We start from the raw sequence: 24,639 nt of genomic DNA on the forward strand, positions 1-24,639 counted from the left end.
AGTCGCCGGAAGGTGCCCGCCGCGGCACCGGAGGCGGGGAGACGCCGCGGGCCGACAGGTCCGCGGCGCCCCCGGAAGCACGGCCGCTGTCTGAGAAACCTGAGAATTCGATGACGGAATTCTGACGGGCACCCGCTGGCGCTGGCCTGAAGGGGGTCGGGAGTGCTCGTATGGGTGTGTGAACCCTGAACATTCCCGGGAGCAGGGACCGGAGCGGCGGCGGGCGCGTACCTCGCAGGCCTCACCGGCACGCTCGCCGGAGCGCCCGGCGGAGCGGGAACCGGAGCGCCCCGACGAGCCCGGCGCGCCCATCGGCCGCCGGCTCCTGCTCGGCACACTCGGACTCGGCGCGCTCGGCGTGCTGGCCGCGCCCCCGCTCCAGCGCGGCCTCGAGTCGCTCTTCGCCGGCGACCCCACGGGGCTGACCGGACTGCTCCCCAACGGCGGCGGCTTCCGCTACTACTCCGTGACCTCCTCCGTCCCGCACAAGGGCCCCGCGGACTACCGCCTCACCATCGACGGCCTGGTCGACCGTCCCCGCAGCTACACCCTGGCCGACCTCAAGGCACTGCCCCAGACGCGGCTCGTGCACGACGTGCAGTGCGTCACGGGCTGGCGGGTGCCCGGCACGCCCTTCGAAGGGGTGCGCCTCTCGCAGATCCTCGACGCGGCCGGCGTCCGCCCCACGGCCCGCGCGATCCGGTTCACCTGCTTCGACGGGGCGTACACCGAGAGCCTCACGCTGCGGCAGGCCCGGCGCCCCGACGTCCTGGTGGCCCACCGGATGCAGGACAAGGCCCTCGGCCACGACCACGGCGGCCCGGTCCGCCTCTACGTCGCCCCCATGTACTTCTACAAGTCCGCCAAGTGGCTCTCCGGCATCACCGTCACCGAGGACGTGCGTCCCGGGTACTGGGAGGACCGGGGCTACGACGTGGACGCATGGGTCGGCCGTTCGAACGGACGCGACGATGCACCCACGAGTTGACGACACCCCCGCCGTCTCGGCGCCCTCCGCGCACGTACGGCGCTTCAGCCGGGCGGAGCGCTGGGTGCACCGGGTGACGGCCGTGCTGATGGGTGTGTGCGTGGCGACGGCGGCGTGCCTGTACCTCCCGTTCTTCGCCGAACTGGTGGGCCGCCGTGAACTCGTCGTCAGGGTCCACGAGTTCGCGGGCCTGCTGCTCCCGGTGCCGGTCCTGGCGGGCCTGGTCTCCCGTGCCTTCCGCGCGGACCTGGGCCGGCTGAACCGCTGGGGCCCGCACGACCGCCGCTGGATGCGCGCGGCCCTGCGGCGTGACCGGTTCTCCTCCCGGCCCGCCGCCAAGTTCAACGCGGGCCAGAAGACCTACGCGGCCTGGATCGCGGGCGCGAGTCTGGTCATGCTCGCCACCGGGCTGCTCATGTGGTTCACGCACCTCACCCCGCTGATGTGGCGGACCTCGGCGACCTTCGTCCACGACTGGCTGGCCCTGACGATCGGCATCGTCCTCGGCGGCCACATCGGGATGGCCCTCGGCGACCCGGAGGCCCGGCGGGGGATGCGCACCGGCACGGTGAGCCGGGACTGGGCGGAGCGCGAACACCCACTGTGGCGACCCGACGACCGGCACTAGCCTCGACGAGCAGTGTCCTCGACCGGCGCCGGCTTCGACGCGGGCCGATCTCGGTTGGCCCTGGCTCCGCGTGCATCCGCCTCGACATACCCCGGCCTCGACGTACGAGGGTTCCGGCGGGTGGTGCCGGCCCCGGCCGGCACCACTGTCCGCGGGACCTACGGGGGCTGCTCCCCGAAGTCCAGCAGCACCTTGCACGAGCGGCCGCGGTCCGCCGCCAGGGCGAACGCCGGCTCGGCCTCCGTCGCCGGCACGACCGTGCTGATCAGCGCGTCGAAGCGGGGTTCGGCGGCGAGCAGGGTCAGCGCCTCGTCGAACTCCGCGCCGAAACGGAACGCGCCGCGCAACTCGATCTCACGACTCACCAGCAGGTTCCCGGCGAACGGACTGTTCCCCGGCGGCAGCATGCCGAGCTGGACCACGACCCCGCCACGCCGTACGAGACGGAGGCAGGTGTCCAGCCCCGCCGCCACCCCGGAGGCCTCGACGGCCACATCGGTCTCCGGCGGCCACCCGGGATCGGCCGGGTCGTCGGCGCGTACGAGGGTGTCGGCCCCGGCCCGGGACGCGTACTCCAGAGCCCGCGGGAGCGGATCGGTGGCGGTCACCCGTGCCGCGCCCGCCGCCCTCGCGGCGGCCACCACGAGGCAGCCGATCGGCCCGGCCCCGGTGACCAGTACATGCCGACCCCGCACCTCGCCGGCCCGGCGTACGGCGTGCAGGGCGACCGACAGCGGTTCGGCGAGCGCGGCCCGCCGCAGGGGGAGCCCCGCGGGCAGCGCCCGCAGTTGCGCGGCGGGCACCGTCAGCAGGGCAGAGAACCCGCCCTGGACGTGCGGCGTACGTGCCGCGCTGCCCAGGTAGCGGGTGTCCCGGCACACGTTCGCCCGCCCGTCGGCGCACTCGGGGCACGTCCCGCACGCCGTGGCGGGGTGCACGGCGACGGCCGTACCCGGTACCGGACCCGAGGCCCCGACGCCGTACGACACCACCGAGCCGACGACCTCGTGGCCCGGCACCATCGGCTCCCGGAGCCGGAAGTCACCGACGCCGCCGTGCCGCCAGTAGTGCAGATCGGACCCGCAGATCCCGCCGTACCGGACGGCGACCAGCGCCTGACCGGGCCCGGCGGACGGCACGGGCAGTTCCTCGACCCGCAGATCGCCCTGACCGTGGATCACACAACCGAGCATCGCCGTGTCCCTCTCGGATTCCCTGGGTCCCGGAGTCCCTCCCGGACCTTTCAGAGCACACTCGTCATGCCGCCGTCGACGTACAGCACCTGCCCGCCGACGAAGTCCGCCGCCGGTGAGGCGAGGAAGAGCACCCCGCCGACCAGGTCCTCGGTACGGCCCCACCGCCCGGCCGGAGTGCGCCGCCGCACCCAGTCGCTGAACTCCTCGTCCTCGACGAGGGGCCGGGTCAGCTCGGTCTCGATGTAACCGGGACCCAGTCCGTTCACCTGTACCCCGTGCGGCCCCCAGTCCGCGCACATGCCCTTGGTGAGCATCTTCAGCGCGCCCTTGGTGGCCGCGTACGGGGCGATGCCGGGACGCGCGACCTCGCTCTGCAGCGAGCAGATGTTGATGATCTTGCCGTGGCCGCGTGCGGTCATCCGGCGCGCGGCCTCCCGGCCGACCAGGAACGCGCTCGTGAGGTTGGTGTCCAGGATCCGGTGCCAGTCCGTGTCCGTGAACTCCAGCAGCGGGGCCCGCAGTTGCATGCCCGCGTTGTTGACCAGGATGTCGAGCGGGCCCACCCGCTGTTCGACGTCCGCGACACCGGCGGCGACCGAGGGGCCGTCGGTGACGTCGAACACCGCCGTGCGCACGTCGCCGGGCAGTCCGGCGGCGGCCAGGGTGAGGCGGTCGGCGTCGCGTCCGTTGAGGACGACCGTGCAGCCCGCTTCCAGGAGCCCGCGGGCGAGCGCGAGCCCGATGCCCCGGCTGGAGCCGGTGACCAGGGCCGTGCGGCCGCTGATGTCGAACAGAGGGTGACCCATCGCCGTACCCCTAGATCACGAGTGACAGCAGGAGGACCAGTCCGCCGGCCACCACGGAGATGATCGTCTCCATGACCGACCAGGTCTTGACCGTCTGGCCGACGCTCAGGCCGAAGTACTCCTTGACCAGCCAGAAACCGGCGTCGTTGACATGGCTGAAGAAGAGCGAGCCCGCGCCGATCGCCAGTACCAGGAGCGAGGTGTGCGCGGTCGACATGTCGGCGGCGAGGGGAGCGACCAGGCCGGCCGCCGAGATGGTGGCGACGGTCGCCGAACCGGTCGCGAGCCGGATGGCCACCGCGATCAGCCAGGCGAGCAGCAGCGCGGGGATCGACCAGTCCTTGGAGATGTCCAGGACCATCTGGCCCACACCGCAGTCGATCAGGGTCTGCTTGAAGCCGCCGCCCGCGCCCACGATCAGCAGGATGCCCGCGATCGGCGCGAGGGACTTCTCCACCGTGGTGGAGAGGCGGTCCTTGGTGAAGCCGGCCGCGCGGCCCAGCGTGAACATGCCCACGATCACGGCCGCCAGCAGGGCGATGAGCGGCGAGCCGACGACGTCGAAGACGCGCTGCACCTTGTGCGCCGGGTCGTCCACGACGATGTCGACCAGCGCCTTGGACAGCATCAGGACGACCGGCAGCAGCATGGTGGCGAGGGTGGCGCCGAAACCGGGGCGCTTGTCCAGTTCCTCGGAGGCGCGGGACGGGATCATGCGGTCGGGAGCCGGTACGTCCACCCAGCGGGCCGCGTACCGGGAGAAGACCGGGCCCGCGATGATCACCGTCGGAATGGCCACCAGAACGCCGAGCGCGAGCGTGACGCCGAGGTTGGCCTTGACCGCGTCGATCGCGACGAGCGGGCCGGGGTGCGGCGGGATCAGGCCGTGCATCACGGACAGGCCGGCCAGCGCCGGGATGCCGATGCGCATCAGGGAGTAGTTGCCGCGCCTGGCGACCATCAGGACGACCGGGATCAGCAGCACGATGCCGACCTCGAAGAACAGCGGCAGCCCGATCACGGAGGCGATCAGCACCATCGCCCACGGCATGGCGCGACCGCCCGCCTTGGCGAGGATCGTGTCGACGATCTGGTCGGCGCCCCCGGAGTCGGCGAGCAGCTTGCCGAGTATCGCGCCCAGGGCGATCAGGACGCCCACACCGGCGACGGTGGAGCCGAGGCCGGTGGTGAAGCTGACGATCACCTTGTCGAGGGGCGCCCCGGCGACCGCGCCGAGCACGAGCGAGCCGATGGTCAGGGCCAGAAAGGCGTGCAGCTTGAACTGGGTGATCAGCAGGACGATGACGGCGATGCCCGCCAGCACGGCGACACCCAGCTGGGCATGGCCCGCGGAGGTGATCGGCTCGACGGCGTCCGCTGCCAGCATCTCGACGCTGAGTCTGGTCACGGTTCTCCCTTTGCTCTGATTGCTCTGAAAAAGTTCGTCGGACGGGTGGGTGGTGCTACCGCGAGGGCCGTTCGAGGGACCGGAGCGCGGCCACGGCCCGTCCGGTGATCTCGTCGGGACCGCCGGCGACGTCCACGCGGACGCCCGCCTCGTCGGATTCCAGCGGCTGGAGGGTGGCGAACTGCGAGTCCAGCAGCGCCGTCGGCATGAAGTGCCCCTGCCGGTGCGACATCCGCTCCTCGATGAGGGCGCGGTCGCCGGTCAGATGCACGAAGACGACCCCGGGTGCGGCGGCCCGCAGCCGGTCGCGGTAGGCGCGCTTGAGCGCCGAACTGCTGACGACCCCGCCGAGTCCGTCGCGCTCGTGCGCCCAGCGGCCGATGGCGTCCAGCCACGGCAGGCGGTCCTCGTCGCTCAGAGGGGTCCCGGCCGTCATCTTGGCGATGTTGGCCTGGGGGTGGAAGTCGTCGCCCTCGGCGTAGGGAACGCCGAGCCGGGCCGCGAGCAGGGGACCGATGGTGGTCTTGCCGGTACCCGCGACGCCCATGACCACGACGACATGGGGGGTGCGCACTTGCTGCATCGGGCTCTCACTGTCTTCGTCGACATCTGATGTCGACGACACTGAAACGCATTAGGTACGACTAATTCAAGTGTCTGTGACATATAAGTCTGACTTTTTGTTCGTGAGCCCGGCCTCGTACCCTGACCCCATGAGCACACCGGGCCGGGGGCTGCACGGACAGGTACTGGACAGCCTCGGACCGGCCATCACGGCGGGCGAGTACCCCCCGGGGAGCGTGCTGCGCACGGACGAGCTGGCCCAGCGCTTCGAGGTGTCACGGTCCGTGATGCGCGAGGCGGTCAGGGTGCTGGAGTCCATGCACCTGGTGGAGTCCCGCCGCCGGGTCGGTGTGACCGTCCGTCCCAAGGCCGAGTGGAACGTCTACGATCCGCAGGTCATCCGGTGGCGGCTGGCCGGCGCCGACCGTCCCCACCAGCTGCGGTCGCTCACGGTGCTGCGCTCCGCCCTCGAACCCGTCGCCGCGGGACTCGCCGCCCGGCACGCCACGGCAGGGCAGTGCGCCGAACTCACCGAGTGCGCCCTCGGCATGGTCGCCACCTCACGCGGCCATCAGCTGGAGGCGTACCTCGTCCACGACGTCGCCTTCCACCGGGTGATCCTCAACGCGTCGGGCAACGAGATGTTCGCGCGTCTCGGCGACGTCGTCGCCGAGGTGCTGGCGGGCCGTACCCACCACGAGATCATGTTCGAGGACCCCGACCCCGCCGCCGTCACCCTGCACGTCCGGGTCGCGGAGGCGGTCCGCGAGGGCGACGCCGTCCGCGCCGAGCAGCTCACCCGCGAGATCACGGTCGGCGCCCTCCAGGAACTCGACATCCTGGCGCCGTGACCGCCCGGCGGCCGTGACCCGCCGGGACTACTCGGCGACGTCGCCGTCCACGTACACCCAGGCGCCGCCGACCCGTTCGAAGCGGCTCCGCTCGTGCAGCGAGCCGCCCCGGTAGGACGCCCGGAACGTCACCGTCCCCGTGGCGTGGAAGGCCGACCCCTGACCCGTACCGAGGATCTCCAGACCCGTCCACCGCGTCCCGGGATCGAACTCCACCCGCGGCGGCCGTGTCCGCGGATGCCAGGTCCGCAGCAGATACCCCTCGTCGCGCTGGACGAAGGCGCTGTACCGCGACCGCATCAACGCCTCGGCGGTCGGCGCGGCGGCCTCTCCACGGTGGAAGCGCCCACAGCACTTCGCGTACGGCTCGGGCAGCCCGCACGGACAGGTACGACTGGTCATGACCGTCATTGTCCCCCAGGCCGCCCGTGCCCCCGCGCCCTTGCCCCCTGCCCCCGTGCCCTTGCGCCCCCGCGCCCCGCCCCCGGACCGGCGGGAGGCCGGGGCCCGGCCCGGTCTAGACCGAGTCGGCGTTCGTCGGCGGGTACGAGGGCCGCGCCGGAAGCGGTGCCGTCAGGACCGGCAGGGGCGGCAGCTTCGCCGTGTGCAGCCACGCCCCGAAGAGGTCGTCCAGCGGCTCCGCCGCGTACCGGGCGACATGCGCGACGAACGCCGCCGAGCTGACGGCGCCACCCCGGTGCAGGGCCGCCCACCCGCGCAGCATGCGGAAGAAGGCCGTGTCGCCCGTCGCGCAGCGCACCGCGTGCAGCGTGAGCCCCCCGCGCTCGTAGAGCCGGTCGTCGAACATCAGCTTGCGACCCGGGTCGCCCAGCACCAGGTCCTGCGGCCGCCCCGACAGCTTCCGGTGCGCCACCGCGGCCAGTTGCTGCGTCGTACGGCCGCCCGAGCGCTCCGACCACAGCCACTCCGCGTACTTCGCGAAGCCCTCGTTCAGCCAGATGTGCCGCCAGTCCGCGATGGAGACGCTGTTGCCGAACCACTGGTGCGCCAGCTCGTGCGCGATCAGCCGCTCCGAACCGCGCGCCCCGTCCACATGGTTCGCGCCGAACAACGACAGTCCCTGCGCCTCCACCGGGACGTCGAGCTCCTCCTCGGTCACCACCACGGCGTACTCGCCGAACGGATACGGCCCGAAGAGCTCCTCGAACAGCTCCATCATCGCGGGCTGCCGCGCGAAGTCGCGGGAGAACTCGGCCAGCAGGTCCGCCGGCAGATGCCCGGTCTGCGGCACACCACCGAGCCCGGGGTCGCCCAGCAGTACCGTCTGGTACTTCCCGATCGACAGCCCGACCAGATAGCTGGAGGTCGGCGCCGCCTGCTCGTACACCCAGGTGGTCGTCGACGCCTTCGTCGTACGGGTCAGCAGCCTGCCACCCGCCACCACCACGTACGCCGAGGGCGTCGTCACCGAGATCTGGTAGGAGGCCTTGTCGGCGGGCCGGTCGTTGCACGGGAACCAGGAGGGCGCCCCCACCGGCTGGCTCGCCACCAGGGCCCCGTCCTCCAGCTCCTCCCAGCCGATCCCGCCCCAGGGGCTGTTCACCGGCTTGGGGTTGCCCGCCCAGTGCACCTCCACGGTGAAGGCCGCCCCGGCCCGGATCGGCTTCGCCGGCCGGACCCGCAGCTTGCCGCCCCGGTGCGTGTAGTGCGGCGCCTTGCCGTCGACCCGGATCCGGCCGATCCGGAAGTCGGCCAGGTTGAGCTGGAACTCCGCGAGCGCGCCGCGGCCCGCTATCGCGTTGAGCCGCGCGGTGCCGGAGAGCCGGTTCGGGCCGGGGCGGTAGTCCAGCGCGAGCTCGTACCGATGCACCCGGAAGCGCGGATCACCGTTGGCCGGGAAGTACGGGTCCGATCCCACTGTCTGCTGAACGGTCACTGCTGCGTCTGCTCCCTGCGCTGTGCTCGTACGACGTGCCGGTGCACCGTCCCCGGACGCCGTACGGGCCGCGCCTAGGAACGCCATGCCTCGATCGGGTTGCCCAGCCAGCGGGTGTCGTCGGGAACGGATTCCGCCGCCATGACGAGCGACGCGGGTCCCAGTGTGCTGCGCGCCCCGACTGTGCTGCCGGGAAGGACGATTCCGCCCGGGCCCAGGGTGGCGCCCTCACGGAGGACCACATTATCCGTCCGCAAGATCCGGTCGTGGAAGAGGTGGGTCTGCAGCACACAGCCGCGGTTGACCGTGGAGGCGTCCCCCAGGGAGACGAGATCCGTCTCGGGCAGCCAGTAACTCTCGATCCAGGCGCCCTTGCCGATCCGGGCGCCGAGGCCGCGCAGCCACGCCGTCATCAACGGCGTACCGGGCACGGAACCGGCCAGCCACGGCACGGCCACCACCTCGACGAACGTGTCCGCCAGCTCGTTGCGCCACACGAACCCGCTCCACAGCGGGTGCTCGCCGGCCCGGTGCCGGCCCACCAGCAGCCACTTCGCGACGATGGAGAGCACCGCGGCGGCACCGCCCGCGGCGAGCAGCACCACTCCGCACAGCGCCCAGGCCCACGCCCCCAGCGCACCGAGCGCGGCGACGGTGAGCACGGCCAGCGCGGCCGAGCAGAACACCGGCACGATCCTGCACAGCTCCACCAGACCGCGGGCCCACAGCAGCCGCGCGGGCGGCTCGTAGGTACGGCTCTGGTCGCCGTCCTGCGTGGCGCGCGGCAGCTTCACCGGCGGCAGGCCCAGGTAGGAGCTGCCCTTCTTGGCCTTCTTCGGGGTCGCGGAGAGCACGCCGACCAGACCGCCGTCCGGCACGCTGCGGCCCGGCGCGGTCATCCCGGAGTTGCCGAGGAACGCGCGGCGCCCGATCTCGGCCCGCCCGATGCGCATCCAGCCGCCGCCGAGCTCGTAGGGCGCGGTCAGGGTGTCGTCCGCGAGGAAGGCGCCCTCGCCGACCGTGGTCAGGCTCGGCAGCGCGAGCACGGTGGAGACCTCGGCACCCCGTCCGATCTTCATCCCGAGCAGCCGCAGCCACACCGGTGTGATCAGTCCGGCGTACAGCGGGAACAGCGTCTCCCGGGACCGGTCCATCAGCTGCGTGACCGTCCAGGACTGCCAGCCGACCCGGCTGTGCGTCGGGTACGTGCCCTCGCGCAGCCCGAGGCTGAGCAGCCGTACGCCGACGAGGATCAGCAGCGCGTACGTGAGCCCGAAGGCGAGCGTGGCCGGCACCAGCGCGACCATGGCGCCCCCCAGGGCCGCGCCGAGACCGGCGTCCGGCGTGACGAACCGGCTCGCCACGAGGAGCGCGGCCAGCCCGCCGAGCAGCGGCAGCGCGGTCAGCGCGAAGCCCGTCGCGCCGTACATCGCGCGCCAGTACGTGCCCCGGCGCGGGCGCTCCTTGGGCCAGGCGCGCTTCGCCTTGCCGAGCTTCACGGCGGGCGCCCCGGCCCAGCGCTGCCCGGTCGGGACCTGTCCGACGACGGCCGAACCGGGCGCGACCTCGGCCCGCTTGCCGACACGCGCCCCCGGGAAGAGGATGCTGCGGGTGCCGACGGCCGCGTGCGCGCCGACCTTCACCGGGCCGATCTCCAGACGGTCACCGTCCAGCCAGTAACCCGACAGGTCCACCTCGGACTCGACGGCCGCACCCCGGCCCAGCTTGAGCAGGCCGGTCACCGGCGGCAGCGAGTGCAGATCCACGTCCGTGCCGATCCTGGCGCCCAGGGCGCGTGCGTACCGCTCCAGCCAGGAACCGGTCAGCGAGGTCGCGCCGCTGAACTCGGCCAGCCGCTCGGCCGTCCACAGCCGCAGGTGCACGCTGCCGCCGCGCGGATGGTGGCCGGGCTTGACGCCGCGCATCAGCAGCCGGGCCCCGCCCGCCGCGATCGCGAGCCGCCCCGGCGGGCTGAACAGGACGAGCGCCCCGGCGCCGACGAGCCACCAGGAGGTGCTCGGCGCCCAGGGGTAGGGACCGAACCAGTGCAGCACGTTGCCGAGCGCGGCCAGCGCCACCGTCCAGCGCAGCCCCAGCAGGGTGAAGAGCGGGACGAGGACGAGCAGCTGGACGACCTTGGCCCGCAGCGGTACGGGCGCGATGACGCGCGTGGCGCCGTCGTCCTGCGCGGACTTCTCCAGGTGCCGGGCCAGCTTGCGCAGCACGGGCTGCTGGTAGATGTCGAGCACGGCGGCGCTGGGGTAGCGGGTGCGCAGCCGGGTGGTGAGCTGGGCGGCGGCGAGACTGCTGCCGCCGATCGCGAAGAAGTCGTCGGAGGCGCCGCGCACGGGGATGCCGAGGACCTCGCTCCACTGCTCGGCGAGCCAGGCCTCGGTGCCGTAGAGCTGTTCCTTCGTCCCGCCGGTCTCCAGGCCCTCCAGCGGCCAGGGCAGCGCGGCGCGGTCGACCTTGCCGGACGTCCGGGTCGGCAGGTCCTCGACGGGGGCGAGCAGCGGTACGAGGGCGGCCGGCAGCGCGGCGCGCAGCTTCTCGACGGCGCTCGCCCGGTCCCAGCCGTCCTGGGTGACGACATAGCCGACGAGGAGCTGGTTGCCGCCGCGGGCGGTGCGGACGGCGGCCGCGGCGCCGGCGACGCCGGGCAGGGCCTGCAGGGCCGCGTCCACCTCGCCCAGTTCGATCCGGCGGCCGCCCAGCTTGATCTGCTCGTCGGCCCGTCCGAGGAAGACCAGTCCCTCGGGTTCGGCCTTGACCAGGTCACCGCTCCGGTAGGCCCGCTGCCAGCCGAGCGACTCCAGCGGCGCGTACTTCTCCGCGTCCTTCGCGGCGTCGAGGTACCGGGCGAGACCGACTCCGCCGATCACCAGCTGGCCGCTGTCACCCATGGCGACCGGTTCGCCGGCCTCGTCGACGACGGCGAGCTCCCAGCCGTTGAGGGGCAGGCCGATACGGATGGGCTCCTCGCCGGTCATGAGGGAGGCGCAGGCGACGACGGTGGCCTCGGTGGGTCCGTAGGTGTTCCACACCTCGCGGCCCTCGGTCACCAGACGCTGGACCAGCTCGGGCGGGCAGGCCTCGCCGCCGAAGATCAGCAGCCGGACCTCGTTGAGGGACTCCGGCTCCCAGAGGGCGGCCAGGGTGGGCACGGTGGAGACGACGGTGATCTCCTGCTCGACCAGCCAGGGCCCCAGATCGGCCCCGCTGCGGACCTGGGAGCGGGGCACCGGCACCAGGCAGGCGCCGTACCGCCAGGCCAGCCACATCTCCTCGCAGGAGGCGTCGAAGGCGACGGAGAGGCCCGCCATGACCCGGTCACCGGGTCCGATCGGGTCCTCGGTGAGGAACAGGTCGGCCTCGGCGTCGACGAAGGCGGCGGCGCCGCGGTGGCTGACGGCCACGCCCTTGGGCCGGCCGGTGGAGCCGGAGGTGAAGATGATCCACGCGTCGTGACCGACGCCGGGCCGCGCCGCGGGGACCTCGCTGACGCCGTTGACGGTCAGCCGGTGCCCGGCCCCCACGACCGCCCGTACCCCGGCCTCGCCGAAGACCAGTTCGGCCCGCTCGTCGGGGTCCTCGGCGTCCACGGGCACATAGGCGGCGCCGGCCGCCAGTACGGCGAGGACGGCGATGTACAGATCGTTGGTGCCGGACGGGACACGGACGCCGACCCGGTCGCCGAGGCCCACCCCGGCGTCGCTCAGCCGCGTGCGCAGGTTCTCGACCTCGACGGACAGGGCGCGGTAGGTGAGGCTGCGGTGCCCGTCGTCGAGGGCGGGCTCGTCGGGGTACGCCCGGACGGAGGCGTCGAGGATGTCGACCAGGGTGCGGGGAGAGGCGGCGGCGGAGGCGGAGAAGCGCGCCGGGTCGCCGAACTCCGCGCGCACCTCCTCGTCGAACAGTGCGACATCGGGGCCTTGCTCGAGGGCTGCCATCAGGTCCTCACGAGTTGTTCCCGGAGCGTCCGGGGCGCTGGTGGGCCCGCAGGTATGCCTGGGGATATTCCGGTCCAGCTCCAAACAAGCGTGGAATTTTAGTACGACGCTAGCCCCGTGCCTGGTCATCAGCCATGCGAAGCGGCTGCGCGAGGCATCGGAATCGATCATTCCGGTGCGGGGGCGACGCTCTGACGTGGGGGTATGTCAGGCTGACGAGATCTGTCCCACATCTGTCCGTGACGCGTCGAACACAACGAGCGAGGGCCGCGACCTCACGGTCGCGGCCCTCGCTCGTCACTGTGTGTCCGAGGGGGGACTTGAACCCCCACGCCCGATAAAGGGCACTAGCACCTCAAGCTAGCGCGTCTGCCATTCCGCCACCCGGACAAGGTGTCTGTCGCGCGGGTTTCCCTCGCGGCGACACAGGAAACATTACCAGGCTTTCGAGGGCCTCCGATCACGCCCCGTCGCCGCGTGAACTGCGCGTGACGGACCGGGTCCGGCCTTGGCCGGGCAGGGGGTGGGGGAGAGGATGAGGGGGACCACCAGCAGTGACAGTGGGAGGAAGCAGCGTGAGCGAGTCGAACACGACCAGGAGCGTCTCCGGCGAGGACGAGGTCGTGGACCTCTGTCGCGAGCTGATCCGGATCGACACCAGCAACTACGGCGACCACTCCGGGCCGGGTGAGCGCAAGGCGGCGGAGTACGTGGCCGAGAAGCTCGCCGAGGTCGGGCTCGAACCGCAGATCTTCGAGTCCCACCAGGGCCGCGCCTCGACGGTGGCCCGCATCGAGGGCGAGGACCCCTCGCGCCCCGCGCTGCTCATCCACGGGCACACGGACGTCGTTCCGGCCAACGCGGCGGACTGGACCCACCACCCGTTCTCCGGCGAGATCGCGGACGGGATGGTCTGGGGCCGCGGCGCGGTCGACATGAAGGACATGGACGCCATGACGCTGGCGGTCGTACGGGACCGGCTGCGCACCGGGCGCAAGCCGCCCCGTGACATCGTCCTCGCCTTCCTGGCCGACGAGGAGGCCGGCGGCACCTGGGGCGCCCGGCACCTGGTCGACAAGCACCCGGACCTCTTCGAGGGCGTCACGGAGGCGATCGGCGAGGTCGGCGGGTTCTCCTTCACGGTCAACGAGAAGCTGCGGCTGTATCTCGTCGAGACCGCGCAGAAGGGCATGCACTGGATGAAGCTGACCGTGGACGGCACCGCGGGGCACGGTTCGATGATCCACCGGGACAACGCCATCACCGAGCTGTCCGAGGCGGTCGGCCGGCTGGGGCGGCACAAGTTCCCGGTCCGGGTGACCAAGACCCTGCGGCACTTCCTCGACGAGCTCGGCGACGCGCTCGGCACCGAGCTCGACCCGGAGAACATGGACGAGACGCTGGCCAGGCTCGGCGGCATCGCCAAGCTCATCGGCGCCTCTCTGCAGAACACCGCCAATCCGACGCAGCTGGGCGCCGGTTACAAGGTCAACGTGATTCCGGGACAGGCGACCGCCCACGTCGACGGGCGTTATCTCCCGGGGTACGAGGACGAGTTCCTCGCCGACCTGGACCGGATCCTCGGCCCGCGGGTCCGGCGCGAGGACGTGCACGCGGACAAGGCCCTGGAGACCACCTTCGACGGGGCGCTGGTCGACGCCATGCAGACCGCGCTGTCCGCCGAGGACCCGATCGCCCGCGCCGTCCCGTACATGCTCTCGGCCGGCACCGACGCGAAGTCCTTCGCCGACCTCGGCATCCGCTGCTTCGGCTTCGCCCCGCTGAAACTGCCGCCGGAGCTGGACTTCGCGGGCATGTTCCACGGGGTCGACGAGCGGGTACCGGTGGACGCGCTGCAGTTCGGTGTGCGCGTGCTCGACCGGTTCATCGAGGCGTCCTGACGTGTTGACGCCCGCAATCGACCGTGCGTACGGAGGCCGCCCGGCACGAGTGAATCCGACCATAAGCTCGTAGCTCCATTACTCCTTCCTCGTTACAGGTGATGCGATCCGAAGCTGGGATCGCATTGCCAACAAGGAGGAATAATGATCAAGAAGGTCGTCGCTGCTGCGGCTGCCACTGGTGGTCTGGTTCTCGCGGGTGCGGGCCTGGCCGTCGCCGACTCGGGTGCTCAGGGTGCCGCCGTGCACTCTCCGGGCGTCGTTTCCGGCAACGTCATTCAGGTGCCTGTTCACATCCCGGTGAACGTTTGCGGCAACACGGTCTCCGTGATCGGGCTGCTGAACCCCGCCTTCGGCAACACCTGCATCAACCACTGACGTTGTGCCCCACCCCTTGGGGTCCGGCTCCGCGAGGGTCCGGCTCCATGAGGGGCTGAGCGGTCGGCCCCGGAGCGCGCGCCATGCGCTCCGGGGCCGACCGGCTTCGCGCACGCGCCGGTAAGGGGTGCGCGCGCTTTCCGGATGGTCCAAGCCGAGGGCTAAGGCAGGGAAAACAGCTATGCGACAGGTCACCCGCAAGGGCCTGATGACCGTGGCGGCCGCGACCGGCGTGATCGCCGCGACCGGGGGCTACGCGCACGCCGACTCGGGTGCGAGCGGCTTCAGTTCCAACTCGCCCGGCGTGCTGTCGGGCAACACGGTGCAGGCGCCGGTGCACGTGCCGGTCAATGTCTGCGGAAACACCGTGAACGTCGTCGGGTTGCTGAACCCGGCGATCGGCAACACGTGCGTCAACCAGGGCGGCGGTGCGTCCTCCGGCGGTCACGGAGGTGGCTACGGGGGCGGTCACGGAGGTGGCAACGGGGGTGGTCGCGGAGGCGGTGCGCACGCCGGCGGGCACGCCGCCGGCTCCCCGGGCGTCGGCTCGGGCAACCACGTCCAGGTACCGATCGACGTGCCGGTCAACGCCTGCGGCAACAGCGTGAACGTGGTCGGTATCGGCAACGGGGCGCTGGGCAACGGGTGCGAGAACGGTTCGGGCGGGCACGGCGGCGGCCACCAGACACCCCCTTCGGGTCACCCGGGGCACCCCGGCCACCCGGGTCAGCCCGGTCACCCGGGTCAGCCCGGTCACCCCGGCCACCCCGGCCACCCGGGTGAGCCTGGTCACCCGGGTCACCCCGGCCAGCCCGGCCACCCGGGTGAGCCTGGTCACCCTTGTCCCCCCGATCACCCCGGGTACCCGGGTGAGCCCGGTCACCCGGGACACCCCGGTCACCCGGGACACCCCGGTCACCCGGGACACCCCGGTCACCCGGGACACCCCGGTCACCCGGGACACCCCGGTCACCCGGGACACCCCGGTCACCCCGGAACTCCGGGCCAGCCCGGAACCCCCGGTACCCCGGGTCAGCCCGGCACTCCGGGTACCCCGGGTCAGCCCGGCACTCCGGGTACCCCGGGTCAGCCCGCGACTCCCGGTACCCCGGGTCAGCCCGGCACGCCGTCCACCGGGTACCCCGCCCACCCGGGGACGCAGTCCGTCTCGCAGCCGCACAGTGCCGCACAGCTCGCCCACACCGGCAGTGAGCTGCCGCTGGGCGCGGTGATCCCGGCGGGCGCGGGCGCGCTCCTGGCGGGCGCGGTGCTGTACCGCCGGGCGCGCGCGAGCGCGTAACCGGCACGACGGGCAGGCCGGGGGACAGGTACGGACACGGCGGCGCGGGCACTCGCGCAGGCGCTGTCGCGACACCACCCGTGTCCCCCGGTGGCGCCGCGAACGGAGGGGGCCCCGCACCAGCGGGGCCCCCTCCGTCTCATCCGCTCCCGCTCACCACGTCGCGCGCACCTGGCGGATGATCCGCCGGCGCAGCCGCACCCTGCGGCTGCCGTCGCGATGCAGGCTGAGGCGGTCCAACTCCCAGTGTCCGTACTCCGCATGGTCCGTCAGCAGGCGTGTGGCGTCCTTGCGGGAAACCCCGCGCGCCACGTACACGTCGACAAATTCGTATTCCGGCATCGCATCTATTGTGCGGGCAGAGGCCGTGTACGGATAGCGTCTGCACTATGTCTGATGCTGTGCAGCCCACCGCTGCCGAGGTACGCGCCGCCGCCGAGGCTGTCAAGACCGCGCTCGACCGCCACCTGGCCGCGGTCGAGCGCAGGTCGGGCGATGACGACCCGGCCGTCTACGAGGCGTTCAACGAGCTGGCCGCCGCGGCCGAGGAGTACGACGAGCTGCTCTACGACCGCTACGACGAGGTCACCCCCTTCGAGATCCCCGCCGGCGACGACACGCTGCCGCCGTACACGGGCCCCGAGGAGCCGAACGCCCTGAGCGTCCTGATCCGCCGGGACTACTCGGTGGCGGAGCCCCAGCGACTGCTGGCGCAGGCCCAGCGGGTGGAGGCGGTGGAGGAGGACGGCGCGACCGCTGCCGCGGGCTTCGACGCGGCGTCCGGCACGGTCCACGGGGCGCTCGGTGTCCTGTTCGGCGAGTTCGAACCGGACGAGATCGCCTCGCGGCACAAGGAGTTCGGCCTGGAGGAGGGCGACTCCACGCTCTGGGTCACGGCCGCGGACGACCCGGCCGACCCCGGCGAGTGGCTGGAGACCCCCTTCGAGGCGATCGACCCGCAGCGCGTCGTCTGCCGTTTCGACGTCAGCGCGGTCTTCGACGACGAGTCGGACGACGAGGACCTGGACGACGACCTCGACGCCGACACCGACTCCGAACTGGACGAGGACGCGGACCTGGAGTCCCTGGACGCCGATCGCTGACCCCGGCGCGAGGAGGTGGCGGCCACCGGAGCCCGGTGGCCGCCACCTTTTTGCCCGCGAGGCCCGCCCGCGAGGCCCCCGAGGGAGGGCTGCGCGCGAGGTGGGCCCGTGAGGCTCAGCCCGCTGTCGGGACCTGTGCTCTGAGCAGAGCCGGCAGACGCGTGGTGCGCGCCTTCTGCGGGACCTCGGCCACCGCCCGCTGGAGCGCCTGCTCCACCCCGTGGACCACGGACAGATGGCGCTCGGCGCGGCCGAAGGCGGTGTAGACCCACGGTCTGGTCAGGGCGGCCGCGGCGTCTCCCGGGAGCACCACGACCGCGGCGGGCCAGCGCAGGCCGACCGCCTGGTGCGCGGTGAGCGCCCACCCGAGACGAACGGAGTGCTCCACCCGCTCCTTCGGTACGACGACGGGGGCGCCCGAGCAGTCCAGGTGCAGCCCGTCGGCGTCGGCCTTGACCACGTGACCCGGCATCGTCCGGCCCGGTGCGGGGGAGTACGCGATCCGGTCACCCGGGTCGAAGCCCCCGAAGCGGCCGGGGCCGGGGTTCAGCCGTTCCTTGAGCGCGGTGTTGAGCGCGCGCGTGCCCACCGCGCCGCCGTGCCCCGGGGTGATCACCTGCGTCTGCTCGGCCGGGATGCCGATCGCGCGCGGTACGGAGTCCGCGACCAGCTGCACGGTGCGGTGCACCGCCTCACCGGCGTCGCGCACCGGCACGATCACGACCTCCTTGCCGGGAGCCTCGACCTGGTTCAGCTCGCCGATCCCGACCCCGGAGACCAGCTCGCCGACGGGTCCGGGGTCCGGAGTTCGCGAGGCGACCTGCGGGCACACGCGGGCGGCGAGCAGGTCCGCGAAGACCCGGCCGGGACCCGCGGACCACAGCACTCCAGGGTCACCGCTCAGGACCAGCCGCGCGCCGTCCGGCAGCGACTCGGCGAGCAGGGCCGCCGTCTCCACGTCGAGCTGGGGTGCGTCGAGGACGACGAGGAGGTCGAGGTCCAGGGCGCCGTCCGCGTCCCGGCCCGGGCCCTCGGCGCCGGACAGCAGATCCGCGAGGGTGACGACGGTGGTGTCCGTCCCGCCCTCGGGCCCGTCCGGCAGATCGCCCGGGGCCGGCCCGGAGGCGCGGAGGTCATGGCCGCCGGCGGTGTGCGTGGCGGTCCAGGCACGCAGGCCGAGACCGTGCGCGGCACCCAACAGGGCGGCCGTCTCGGCCCGGGAGGCGTCCCCGCCGGTGTGCAGGACGAGGGCGTGGCCGGCGACCGTGCGGATCAGCTCGGCGGCGGAGCGGCCCGCCGAGGCGGCGGCCTCTTCCCATTCGGCCGCCGAACCGTCGTCCTTCGGCACGGAGTTCATCACCCGGGCCAGTCCGTCGGCGAGACTCTCCTCGGCCAGCGCGTACCGCTCCAGGCCCACGAGGACGCGCACCGGGCGCTCCTCGGCCTCCCCGTCGTCCTCCTCGGCGGTGTCGCGTGCGGGGGCCGCCGCGGGAGCCGTCGTCTCCAGCGCGTCCTGGAAGACCAGCGCCTCGCCCTCCGCGAGGGTGCTCTGCACGGCCGCGTCCGGGTCCGGGACGGCGCGCTGGGAGAGCGCGGCGGCGAGCGCCGGAGCGTCGAGGGCGGTGTGTCCGGCGAGCGCCGCCTGTTCGAGGAGCCACACCGTGAGCGCGCGGCCGCGTCGCTCGTCGTCCGGACCACACTCGGCGCCGAGCAGCGCGCGGGCGAACCCGTCGGCCTGCTCGGGGCGCACCCCGGTGACCCGCAGCAGCTGCCAGGGGTCCTCGCGCAGCTGCCCGTCCGCGCCCTCGCCCAGGGCGGCGACGACCTGTGGTGCGAGCCCGTCGGGGGCGCCGCCGCCGGTCAGGACGGCACGAACGGCCTCGACGGTCCGCGCGGCGGGAACCGCAGCCGCCGGGGGCGCGGCCGGGGCGGACACCGGTCGCGGACGTCGCGCGGGTTCCGGCACGGTCCCGCGCGGGGCCGGCTCGGGCTCGCGGAAGGCGGTGACCACGGGCTTCTCACCGCTCTCCACGGCCCGTACCGCCGCCAGCAGGTCGGCGGCCGTCCCGCTGAGGCCCGTACCGGCGGAGATCGGTCCGCGCTTCTCGGCCCTCCGCCGCTCGATCCGCTCCCGCTCCAACCGCTGGGCCGCCAACTCGGCCTCGGCCTCGGACCGCTGGCCGGCCGCCCCCTCGGTCCCGGCTCCGGCGCCCCCGGCCAGGCCCTCGGCGCTCGGCGACCCGTCCTCGGCGGCGGCTCCGCCGGTGTCCACGCTTGTGGAGGGCGCGTCACCGGCCCCGGGCGCGTCACCGGCCCCGGGCGCGTCACCGGCCCCGGGCGCGTCGCCCTCCGCCGCGGCGCCCAGGGCCCCCGGCTCCGCTTCCTCCGTGGTCTCGGGCTCCGTGCTCACAGCGTGCTCCAGTCGTGATCGGGATAGTGGTGCACCGGTGCCGACACATCGTCGAGCGCCCGGCGGATCTCGTCAGGAAGACTAAGGGCCTCCACTGACAAAGCGCCCGTGAGCTGCCGCGCGTTGCGCGCGCCGACGATCGGGGCGGCGACTCCCGGGCGGTCGCGGATCCAGGCGAGCGCGACCTGAAGCGCCGTGACCGCGAGGCCGTCCGCGGCGGTCGTCACGGCGTCCACGATGCTGCTCGCCGTGTCGTCCAGGTACGGGGCGACGAAGGGCGCGAGATGCTCCGAGCCGCCCCGGGAGTCGGACGGTGTGCCGCTCCGGTACTTCCCGGTGAGCACGCCCCGGCCGAGCGGGGAGGAGGGCAGCAGCCCGACGCCCAGGTCGAGCGCCGCGGGCAGCACCTCCCGCTCGACGCCGCGCTGGAGCAGCGAGTACTCCATCTGCGTACTGGCCAGCCGGGTCCGTGTCCCGGGCGCTGCGAGCTGCCAGGTCGCCGCCTTGGCCAGCTGCCAGCCGCAGAAGTTCGACACCCCCGCGTACCGGGCGCGGCCGCTGCTGACCGCGAGGTCGAGTGCCTGGAGGGTCTCGTCCAGCGGGGTGCCGGGGTCGAAGGCGTGCACGTGCCACAGATCCACGTAGTCGGTGCCCAGACGCTGGAGCGAGGCGTCGAGCGCCGACAGAAGGTGTCCGCGCGAGCCGTCGAACCGCCGGTCCGGGTCGGGCACGCTGCCCGCCTTGGTGGAGATGACCAGGTCACGGCGGGGGACCAGGCCTTCTATGAGTTGTCCGAGCACGTACTCGGCCTCCCCGTCGCCGTACACGTCCGCGGTGTCGACGAGGTTCCCGCCCGCTTCCCAGAACACCTTCAACAGCTCCGCGGCGTCATGCTCGTCGGTGTCCCGGCCCCAGGTCAGGGTGCCGAGCCCGATCCGGGACACACGAAGGCCGGTACGGCCGAGATGCCTCTGCTCCATGGACGCCGAGATTACTGGCCAGAACTCACCTCGTGGTGGCCCTGTGGACAACCCGGATGATCAGAGCCGCGACCCGTTCCTGCCGGGATGCCCGTCCGCGCGCTAGGGTCTCCGGCACAAGGGACGTTACTGATGGGTAAGGGGATCGGCCATGCAGCTCGGGATCAACCTCGGCTACTGGGGTGCCGGAATGGACGCGGACAATCTGGCCGTCGCCCAGGAGGCCGACCGGCTCGGATACGCCGTCTGCTGGGCCGCCGAGGCCTACGGCTCCGACGCGGCGACCGTGCTCAGCTGGGTCGCCGCGCAGACCGAGCGCATCGACGTCGGTTCGGCCATCTTCCAGATCCCGGCCCGCCAGCCGGCGATGACCGCGATGACCGCCGCCACCCTCGACTCGCTCTCCGGCGGCCGTTTCCGCCTCGGGCTCGGGGTGTCCGGGCCGCAGGTCTCCGAGGGCTGGTACGGCGTCAAGTTCGACAAGCCGCTGGCCCGGACCCGCGAGTACGTGGAGATCGTACGGAAGGCGATGACCCGGGAGCGGCTCTCGTACGAGGGCGAGCACTGGACGCTGCCGCTGCCGGGCGGCCCGGGCAAGCCGATCAAGCTGACCGTGCACCCCGAGCGCGAGCACATCCCGCTGTACGTCGCGGCGATCGGCCCGAAGAACCTGGAGCAGACCGGCGAGATCGCCGACGGCGCGCTGCTGATCTTCCCCTCGGCCGAGCACCTGGAGGACACCGCGATCAAGTACCTGCGCGCCGGCCGGGAGAAGGCCGGCCGGACGATGGAGGGCTTCGACGTCTGCCCGACGCTGCCGCTGTCCGTCGGTGCCGACAAGGATGTGACGGCGCTCGCCGACATGTTCCGTCCCTACACCGCGCTGTACGTCGGCGGGATGGGCAGCCGCAAGCAGAACTTCTACAACCAGCTCGCCCAGCGCATGGGGTACGAGAAGGAAGCCGCCGAGATCCAGGACAAGTACCTGTCCGGCGACAAGGAGGGCGCCGCCGCCGCCGTCCCGCACGCGCTGATCGACCAGACCACGCTGCTCGGCTCCGTCGACCGCATCGCCGACCGTATGGAGGCGTACGCGGCGGCCGGCGTCACCACGCTCACCCTGGCGCCCGCGGGCTTCACGCTGGACGATCGCATCGCCTCGCTGCGGGCCGGTTCCGACGCCCTGGAGCGCGCCGGTCTGGCGTAACGCGACGGAATACTTCGACAGGAGAGTTCCGCGGCCGTGGTGGGGGCTCGGGGGGTCTTCCCCGCCACGGCCGTCACCGTGAACAACGCGCGGGGGCCCGCTCGGTTACGCCCCCCGGCCTCCCCGTCCCTCCTTCGTTCGGCGGATTTGTCCGACACATCGGTTGCCGGGCCCCCGGCATCCGATTTGACTCGTTTTCTGCGGAACCTGCGGAGAGGTGCGAGTCATGCTTTCGGCCAAGAGTCTGTTCCAGGAGATCCTCGACAACGACGAGTCGTTCCGGCTCTTCTGCTCCATCGCCGCCAGCGGGGAATCGCAGGGCGGCTGGGAGAACGGGCGCATCGCCGCGCTCGTCCCCCCGGACGAACGCGGGCTCGCGCCGAAGATCGCCCGGCACGGCGCCGACGAGGACAAGCACGGACGGATCTTCAACGCCCTGATGCGGAAGCGGGGTCTCGCCCCGGTCGCCGTCCCGGCCGACACGGACTACACGATGCTCCTCGAACGCCGGGGCATCGGCCTCGCCCACGAGAAGCTCAGGAGCGAGCGGCCGCTCAGCGTGCGGGACATCGTCACCTATCTCGCCCACAGCCGGGTCACCGAGCAGCGCGCCTCCGAGCAGATGGACCTGCTGCGCAGGCACTTCGCGGACCATCCCGAGCTCGGCCGCGCCGTCCGCATGATCTCCGACGACGAGGACCGCCATCTCGCCTACTGCCACGAGGAACTGCTGCGCTTCGCCTCGGCCGGGCACGGCCGCGCCATCCAGGGGACGCTGCGCGCCTGCGCGCTCGCCGAGATCCGCGTCTACCGGGACGTGAGCCTCGCGGTGACGGCCCACATGGGGCGCATCCTCGGCTGGCCCCGGACCAAGGCGGCGACGCTCACCGCCGGTGTCCACGCCGTCTACGCCTACGAGCGGGCGGGCGGCTGGCGCCGCATGGTCTCCCTGAGGATGCCCGACCGGCGTGACGCGCTGGGCGGTCCCCCGGCGGCGGCGCACGAGTTCGCGTGATCCGCGGCCGGGTGGACCTCCGGCTCGGGCGCTCCCCCCGTCGCCGCTCCGCGTACCCGCTCCGCGCTCCCGCCGACACGCCGATCGCGGGCGCTCCCGCCGTGGCGCCTGGGACCCGGGCGCTCCCGCCGCCTGCCGGGGCCCCGGGGCGCTCCCGCCGTCGTGCCCGCGGCTCGGCGTTCCCCCGTCGCCGCTCCGTGCGTGAGCGAACTCGTCGCTACAGCCAGCCCCTCCGCTTGAAGAGCCGGTACAGCAGGATCTCCAGCGTGATCATCCCCAGGACCACCGCCGGGTACCCCCACAGCCAGTGCAGCTCCGGCATGTGGTCGAAGTTCATGCCGTAGACGCCGGCGATCAGGGTGGGGACCGCGGCCATCGCCGCCCACGCGGAGATCTTCCGCATGTCGTCGTTCTGCCGCACGCTCATCTGCGCGAGATGCGCCGAGAGGATGTCCGACACCAGCCGGTCCAGACCCTCCACCGACTCGTTCACCCGCGTCAGATGGTCGTTGACGTCCCGGAAGAAGGGCTGCGCCGCGGCGTTCACGAACGGCACCGCGGTTCCGGTCGCGCCGGTTCCGGCGAGCCGGGTCAGCGGCACGGCCAGCGGACCCGTCGCCCGGCGGAACTCCATGACCTGCCGCTTGAAGGCGTAGATCCTGGACGCGGTGTTCCGCGAGCCCCCGACGGACGGCGAGAAGACCTCGGCCTCCAGTTCCTCCAGGTCGGCGCCCAGCTCGGTCGCCACCTCCAGGTAGTGGTCCACCGTGGCGTCGGCGATCGAGTAGAGCACCGTCGTCGGCCCGCGCCGCAGCGACTCGGGATCCGCCTCCAGACGGCGTCGTACGGCCGCGAGCGGTGAACTCTCGCCGTGCCGGACGGTCACCACGAACGAATCCCCGACGAAGACCATCACCTCGCCCGCGGTGACGACGTCACTCTCCGGCTCGTAGCAGACCGGCTTGAGGACCATGAACAGCGAGTCGTCGTAGACCTCCAGCTTGGGCCGCTGGTGCGCCTTCAACGCGTCCTCGACCGCCAGCGGATGCAGTCCGAACTCGCTGCTCACGAGATCGAACTCCTGTTCCGTCGGTTCGTTCAGCCCGATCCAGACGAACGCGTCGCCCTCGGCGCGCGCCGTGTCCAGGGCGTCGGAGAGGTCCTCGGGGCCTTCGGTCCGGCGCCCGGCGCGGTAGATGGCCCAGTCGACGATCACGGAGCGTATTCTCCCGCCGCCCCGGCCGGCGCGCACGCCGGGGCGGCGGTTGTCCACAGGCCCCGCCGGGTCCGGGCGTCACCCGTTTACGCTGGTTCGCATGCCCACCCTGATCCTCGTCCGGCACGGACGCTCGACCGCCAACACCGCGGGTCTGCTCGCCGGCTGGACCCCCGGCGTCGCCCTCGACGAGCGCGGGGCCCAGCAGGCCGCGGCGCTGCCCGGGCGGCTCGCCGCGCTGCCGCTCTCCGAAGTCGTCACCAGCCCCCTGCAGCGCTGTCAGGAGACCGTGCAGCCGCTGCTCGACGCCCGGCCCGAGCTGCGCGCGCACACCGACGAGCGCATCGGCGAGGCGCACTACGGCGACTGGTCCGGCCGCAAGCTCGCCGAGCTGAGGGACGAGCCGCTGATGGAGGTCGTCCAGGCGCATCCGTCCGCGGCCGCCTTCCCCGGCGGCGAGTCGATGCGCGCCATGCAGACCCGTGCCGCCGAGGCGGTACGCGAGTGGAACGCGCGCGTGGAGCGCGACCACGGCAGCGACGCCGTCTACCTCATGTGTTCGCACGGCGACATCATCAAGTCCCTCGTCGCCGACGCACTCGGACTTCACCTGGATCTCTTCCAGCGGATCTCTGTGGAACCGTGTTCCATCACCGCGATCCGCTACACACGACTGCGTCCGTTCCTCGTCCGCCTCGGGGACACCGGCGATCTCGCCTCCCTGGCGCCGCGCGAGGAGCCCCCGAGCGGCGACGCCCCGGTCGGGGGCGGTGCGGGCGCACCGTGATCGTCGGCCGCAGTAGGGTGAAGCGGTCGAAGCAGCGCATCAGTTGTCAGCAAG

General features: G+C 72.6%; 21 protein-coding genes and 1 tRNA gene. 10 read left to right on the forward strand and 12 right to left on the reverse strand.

The features are described from left to right. Positions 1 to 310 precede the first annotated feature (310 nt). Complete coding sequence (locus GFH48_RS31455; RefSeq protein WP_228121434.1) at positions 311 to 988, forward strand: molybdopterin-dependent oxidoreductase; 678 nt, start codon at positions 311 to 313, stop codon at positions 986 to 988. Next, a complete protein-coding gene (locus tag GFH48_RS31460; RefSeq protein WP_153291485.1) occupies positions 972 to 1,616 on the forward strand; it encodes a cytochrome b/b6 domain-containing protein in 645 nt (214 codons plus the stop codon). Before GFH48_RS31455 ends, GFH48_RS31460 begins: the two co-directional genes overlap by 17 nt. A 158-nt stretch (positions 1,617 to 1,774) precedes the next feature. On the opposite strand, the gene GFH48_RS31465 is transcribed toward GFH48_RS31460, so the two are convergent. Genes GFH48_RS31465 through GFH48_RS31480 form a run of 4 tightly spaced genes read right to left on the reverse strand, consistent with a single transcriptional unit; the run spans position 1,775 to position 5,609 of the window. Then, positions 1,775 to 2,809 (reverse strand): L-idonate 5-dehydrogenase, encoded by a 1,035-nt coding sequence (locus tag GFH48_RS31465; protein WP_153291486.1) that lies wholly within the window; start codon positions 2,807 to 2,809, stop codon positions 1,775 to 1,777. Between the two features lie 50 nt (positions 2,810 to 2,859). Continuing rightward, positions 2,860 to 3,618 (reverse strand): SDR family oxidoreductase, encoded by a 759-nt coding sequence (locus tag GFH48_RS31470; RefSeq protein ID WP_153291487.1) that lies wholly within the window; start codon positions 3,616 to 3,618, stop codon positions 2,860 to 2,862. A 10-nt stretch (positions 3,619 to 3,628) separates the two neighbouring features. After that, positions 3,629 to 5,026, reverse strand: coding sequence for a GntT/GntP/DsdX family permease (locus GFH48_RS31475; protein ID WP_153291488.1), 1,398 nt, complete (start codon positions 5,024 to 5,026; stop codon positions 3,629 to 3,631). Positions 5,027 to 5,081: 55 nt separating this feature from the next. Then, entirely contained in the window at positions 5,082 to 5,609 is a 528-nt protein-coding gene (locus GFH48_RS31480) for a gluconokinase (protein WP_153291489.1), read from the reverse strand. Between the two features lie 130 nt (positions 5,610 to 5,739). On the opposite strand from GFH48_RS31480, the gene GFH48_RS31485 reads away from it, so the two are divergent. Then, entirely contained in the window at positions 5,740 to 6,441 is a 702-nt protein-coding gene (locus GFH48_RS31485; protein WP_153291490.1) for a FadR/GntR family transcriptional regulator, read from the forward strand. A gap of 27 nt (positions 6,442 to 6,468) precedes the next feature. Here GFH48_RS31485 and GFH48_RS31490 read toward each other — a convergent pair whose 3' ends face one another. The 4 genes from GFH48_RS31490 to GFH48_RS31505 form a co-directional block, all read right to left on the reverse strand. Further along, the gene (locus tag GFH48_RS31490; protein ID WP_153291491.1) at positions 6,469 to 6,843 is read right to left on the reverse strand and encodes a YchJ family protein; all 375 of its coding nucleotides are present in this window, start codon (positions 6,841 to 6,843) and stop codon (positions 6,469 to 6,471) included. Between the two features lie 115 nt (positions 6,844 to 6,958). Then, positions 6,959 to 8,338 (reverse strand): M1 family metallopeptidase, encoded by a 1,380-nt coding sequence (locus GFH48_RS31495; RefSeq protein ID WP_228121037.1) that lies wholly within the window; start codon positions 8,336 to 8,338, stop codon positions 6,959 to 6,961. Positions 8,339 to 8,412: 74 nt separating this feature from the next. Next, positions 8,413 to 12,288: a Pls/PosA family non-ribosomal peptide synthetase gene (locus tag GFH48_RS31500; RefSeq protein WP_153291492.1), complete on the reverse strand. Its 3,876-nt coding sequence runs from the start codon at positions 12,286 to 12,288 to the stop codon at positions 8,413 to 8,415. Between the two features lie 305 nt (positions 12,289 to 12,593). Next, a tRNA-Leu gene (locus GFH48_RS31505) sits at positions 12,594 to 12,678 on the reverse strand. Between the two features lie 185 nt (positions 12,679 to 12,863). Here GFH48_RS31505 and GFH48_RS31510 point away from each other — a divergent pair. The 3 genes from GFH48_RS31510 to GFH48_RS39955 all read left to right on the forward strand — a co-directional run bounded on the left by GFH48_RS31510 (position 12,864) and on the right by GFH48_RS39955 (position 15,867). Beyond that, positions 12,864 to 14,189, forward strand: a complete 1,326-nt coding sequence (locus GFH48_RS31510; RefSeq protein ID WP_153291493.1) for a M20/M25/M40 family metallo-hydrolase — start codon at positions 12,864 to 12,866, stop codon at positions 14,187 to 14,189. Positions 14,190 to 14,333: 144 nt separating this feature from the next. Continuing rightward, positions 14,334 to 14,567 carry a chaplin ChpH gene (gene chpH / locus GFH48_RS31515; RefSeq protein WP_153291494.1) on the forward strand — a complete coding sequence of 78 codons (234 nt, stop codon included), beginning with the start codon at positions 14,334 to 14,336 and terminating at the stop codon, positions 14,565 to 14,567. A 181-nt stretch (positions 14,568 to 14,748) separates the two neighbouring features. Beyond that, complete coding sequence (locus GFH48_RS39955) at positions 14,749 to 15,867, forward strand: chaplin (protein WP_228121038.1); 1,119 nt, start codon at positions 14,749 to 14,751, stop codon at positions 15,865 to 15,867. Positions 15,868 to 16,020: 153 nt separating this feature from the next. Here the strand turns inward: GFH48_RS39955 and GFH48_RS31530 are convergent, their stop codons facing one another. Then, positions 16,021 to 16,209: a DUF5703 family protein gene (locus tag GFH48_RS31530; protein ID WP_153291495.1), complete on the reverse strand. Its 189-nt coding sequence runs from the start codon at positions 16,207 to 16,209 to the stop codon at positions 16,021 to 16,023. Between the two features lie 47 nt (positions 16,210 to 16,256). On the opposite strand from GFH48_RS31530, the gene GFH48_RS31535 reads away from it, so the two are divergent. Then, positions 16,257 to 16,970, forward strand: coding sequence for a hypothetical protein (locus tag GFH48_RS31535; RefSeq protein WP_153291496.1), 714 nt, complete (start codon positions 16,257 to 16,259; stop codon positions 16,968 to 16,970). A 115-nt stretch (positions 16,971 to 17,085) separates the two neighbouring features. Here the strand turns inward: GFH48_RS31535 and GFH48_RS31540 are convergent, their stop codons facing one another. Both GFH48_RS31540 and GFH48_RS31545 read right to left on the reverse strand, forming a co-directional pair. Further along, positions 17,086 to 19,380 (reverse strand): helix-hairpin-helix domain-containing protein, encoded by a 2,295-nt coding sequence (locus tag GFH48_RS31540; protein WP_153291497.1) that lies wholly within the window; start codon positions 19,378 to 19,380, stop codon positions 17,086 to 17,088. Next, positions 19,377 to 20,360: an aldo/keto reductase gene (locus GFH48_RS31545; RefSeq protein ID WP_153291498.1), complete on the reverse strand. Its 984-nt coding sequence runs from the start codon at positions 20,358 to 20,360 to the stop codon at positions 19,377 to 19,379. The genes GFH48_RS31540 and GFH48_RS31545 overlap by 4 nt, the downstream gene beginning before the upstream one ends. Positions 20,361 to 20,511: 151 nt before the next feature. Here GFH48_RS31545 and GFH48_RS31550 point away from each other — a divergent pair, with 151 nt between their 5' ends. After that, positions 20,512 to 21,567 carry an LLM class F420-dependent oxidoreductase gene (locus GFH48_RS31550; protein WP_153291499.1) on the forward strand — a complete coding sequence of 352 codons (1,056 nt, stop codon included), beginning with the start codon at positions 20,512 to 20,514 and terminating at the stop codon, positions 21,565 to 21,567. 226 nt (positions 21,568 to 21,793) lie between these two features. After that, complete coding sequence (locus GFH48_RS31555; RefSeq protein WP_153291500.1) at positions 21,794 to 22,582, forward strand: ferritin-like domain-containing protein; 789 nt, start codon at positions 21,794 to 21,796, stop codon at positions 22,580 to 22,582. A gap of 217 nt (positions 22,583 to 22,799) precedes the next feature. Here the strand turns inward: GFH48_RS31555 and corA are convergent, their stop codons facing one another. Then, entirely contained in the window at positions 22,800 to 23,798 is a 999-nt protein-coding gene (corA, locus tag GFH48_RS31560; RefSeq protein ID WP_194280730.1) for a magnesium/cobalt transporter CorA, read from the reverse strand. A gap of 100 nt (positions 23,799 to 23,898) precedes the next feature. Here corA and GFH48_RS31565 point away from each other — a divergent pair, with 100 nt between their 5' ends. Next, positions 23,899 to 24,585, forward strand: a complete 687-nt coding sequence (locus GFH48_RS31565) for a histidine phosphatase family protein (protein WP_153291501.1) — start codon at positions 23,899 to 23,901, stop codon at positions 24,583 to 24,585. The last annotated feature ends 54 nt before the right edge of the window (positions 24,586 to 24,639 follow it).

Origin of the sequence: Streptomyces fagopyri, from assembly GCF_009498275.1 — a bacterium.
In the GTDB taxonomy this organism is placed as follows: domain Bacteria; phylum Actinomycetota; class Actinomycetes; order Streptomycetales; family Streptomycetaceae; genus Streptomyces; species Streptomyces fagopyri.

Coding starts and splice junctions, on each gene's coding strand:
- GFH48_RS31460 (WP_153291485.1), top strand. CDS start 972: ATGCACCCACGAGTTGACGACACCCCCGCCGTCTCGGCGCCCTCCGCG.
- GFH48_RS31465 (WP_153291486.1), bottom strand. CDS start 2,809: ATGCTCGGTTGTGTGATCCACGGTCAGGGCGATCTGCGGGTCGAGGAA.
- GFH48_RS31470 (WP_153291487.1), bottom strand. CDS start 3,618: ATGGGTCACCCTCTGTTCGACATCAGCGGCCGCACGGCCCTGGTCACC.
- GFH48_RS31480 (WP_153291489.1), bottom strand. CDS start 5,609: ATGCAGCAAGTGCGCACCCCCCATGTCGTCGTGGTCATGGGCGTCGCG.
- GFH48_RS31485 (WP_153291490.1), top strand. CDS start 5,740: ATGAGCACACCGGGCCGGGGGCTGCACGGACAGGTACTGGACAGCCTC.
- GFH48_RS31490 (WP_153291491.1), bottom strand. CDS start 6,843: ATGACCAGTCGTACCTGTCCGTGCGGGCTGCCCGAGCCGTACGCGAAG.
- GFH48_RS31500 (WP_153291492.1), bottom strand. CDS start 12,288: ATGGCAGCCCTCGAGCAAGGCCCCGATGTCGCACTGTTCGACGAGGAG.
- chpH (WP_153291494.1), top strand. CDS start 14,334: ATGATCAAGAAGGTCGTCGCTGCTGCGGCTGCCACTGGTGGTCTGGTT.
- GFH48_RS39955 (WP_228121038.1), top strand. CDS start 14,749: ATGCGACAGGTCACCCGCAAGGGCCTGATGACCGTGGCGGCCGCGACC.
- GFH48_RS31530 (WP_153291495.1), bottom strand. CDS start 16,209: ATGCCGGAATACGAATTTGTCGACGTGTACGTGGCGCGCGGGGTTTCC.
- GFH48_RS31535 (WP_153291496.1), top strand. CDS start 16,257: ATGTCTGATGCTGTGCAGCCCACCGCTGCCGAGGTACGCGCCGCCGCC.
- GFH48_RS31545 (WP_153291498.1), bottom strand. CDS start 20,360: ATGGAGCAGAGGCATCTCGGCCGTACCGGCCTTCGTGTGTCCCGGATC.
- GFH48_RS31550 (WP_153291499.1), top strand. CDS start 20,512: ATGCAGCTCGGGATCAACCTCGGCTACTGGGGTGCCGGAATGGACGCG.
- GFH48_RS31555 (WP_153291500.1), top strand. CDS start 21,794: ATGCTTTCGGCCAAGAGTCTGTTCCAGGAGATCCTCGACAACGACGAG.
- GFH48_RS31565 (WP_153291501.1), top strand. CDS start 23,899: ATGCCCACCCTGATCCTCGTCCGGCACGGACGCTCGACCGCCAACACC.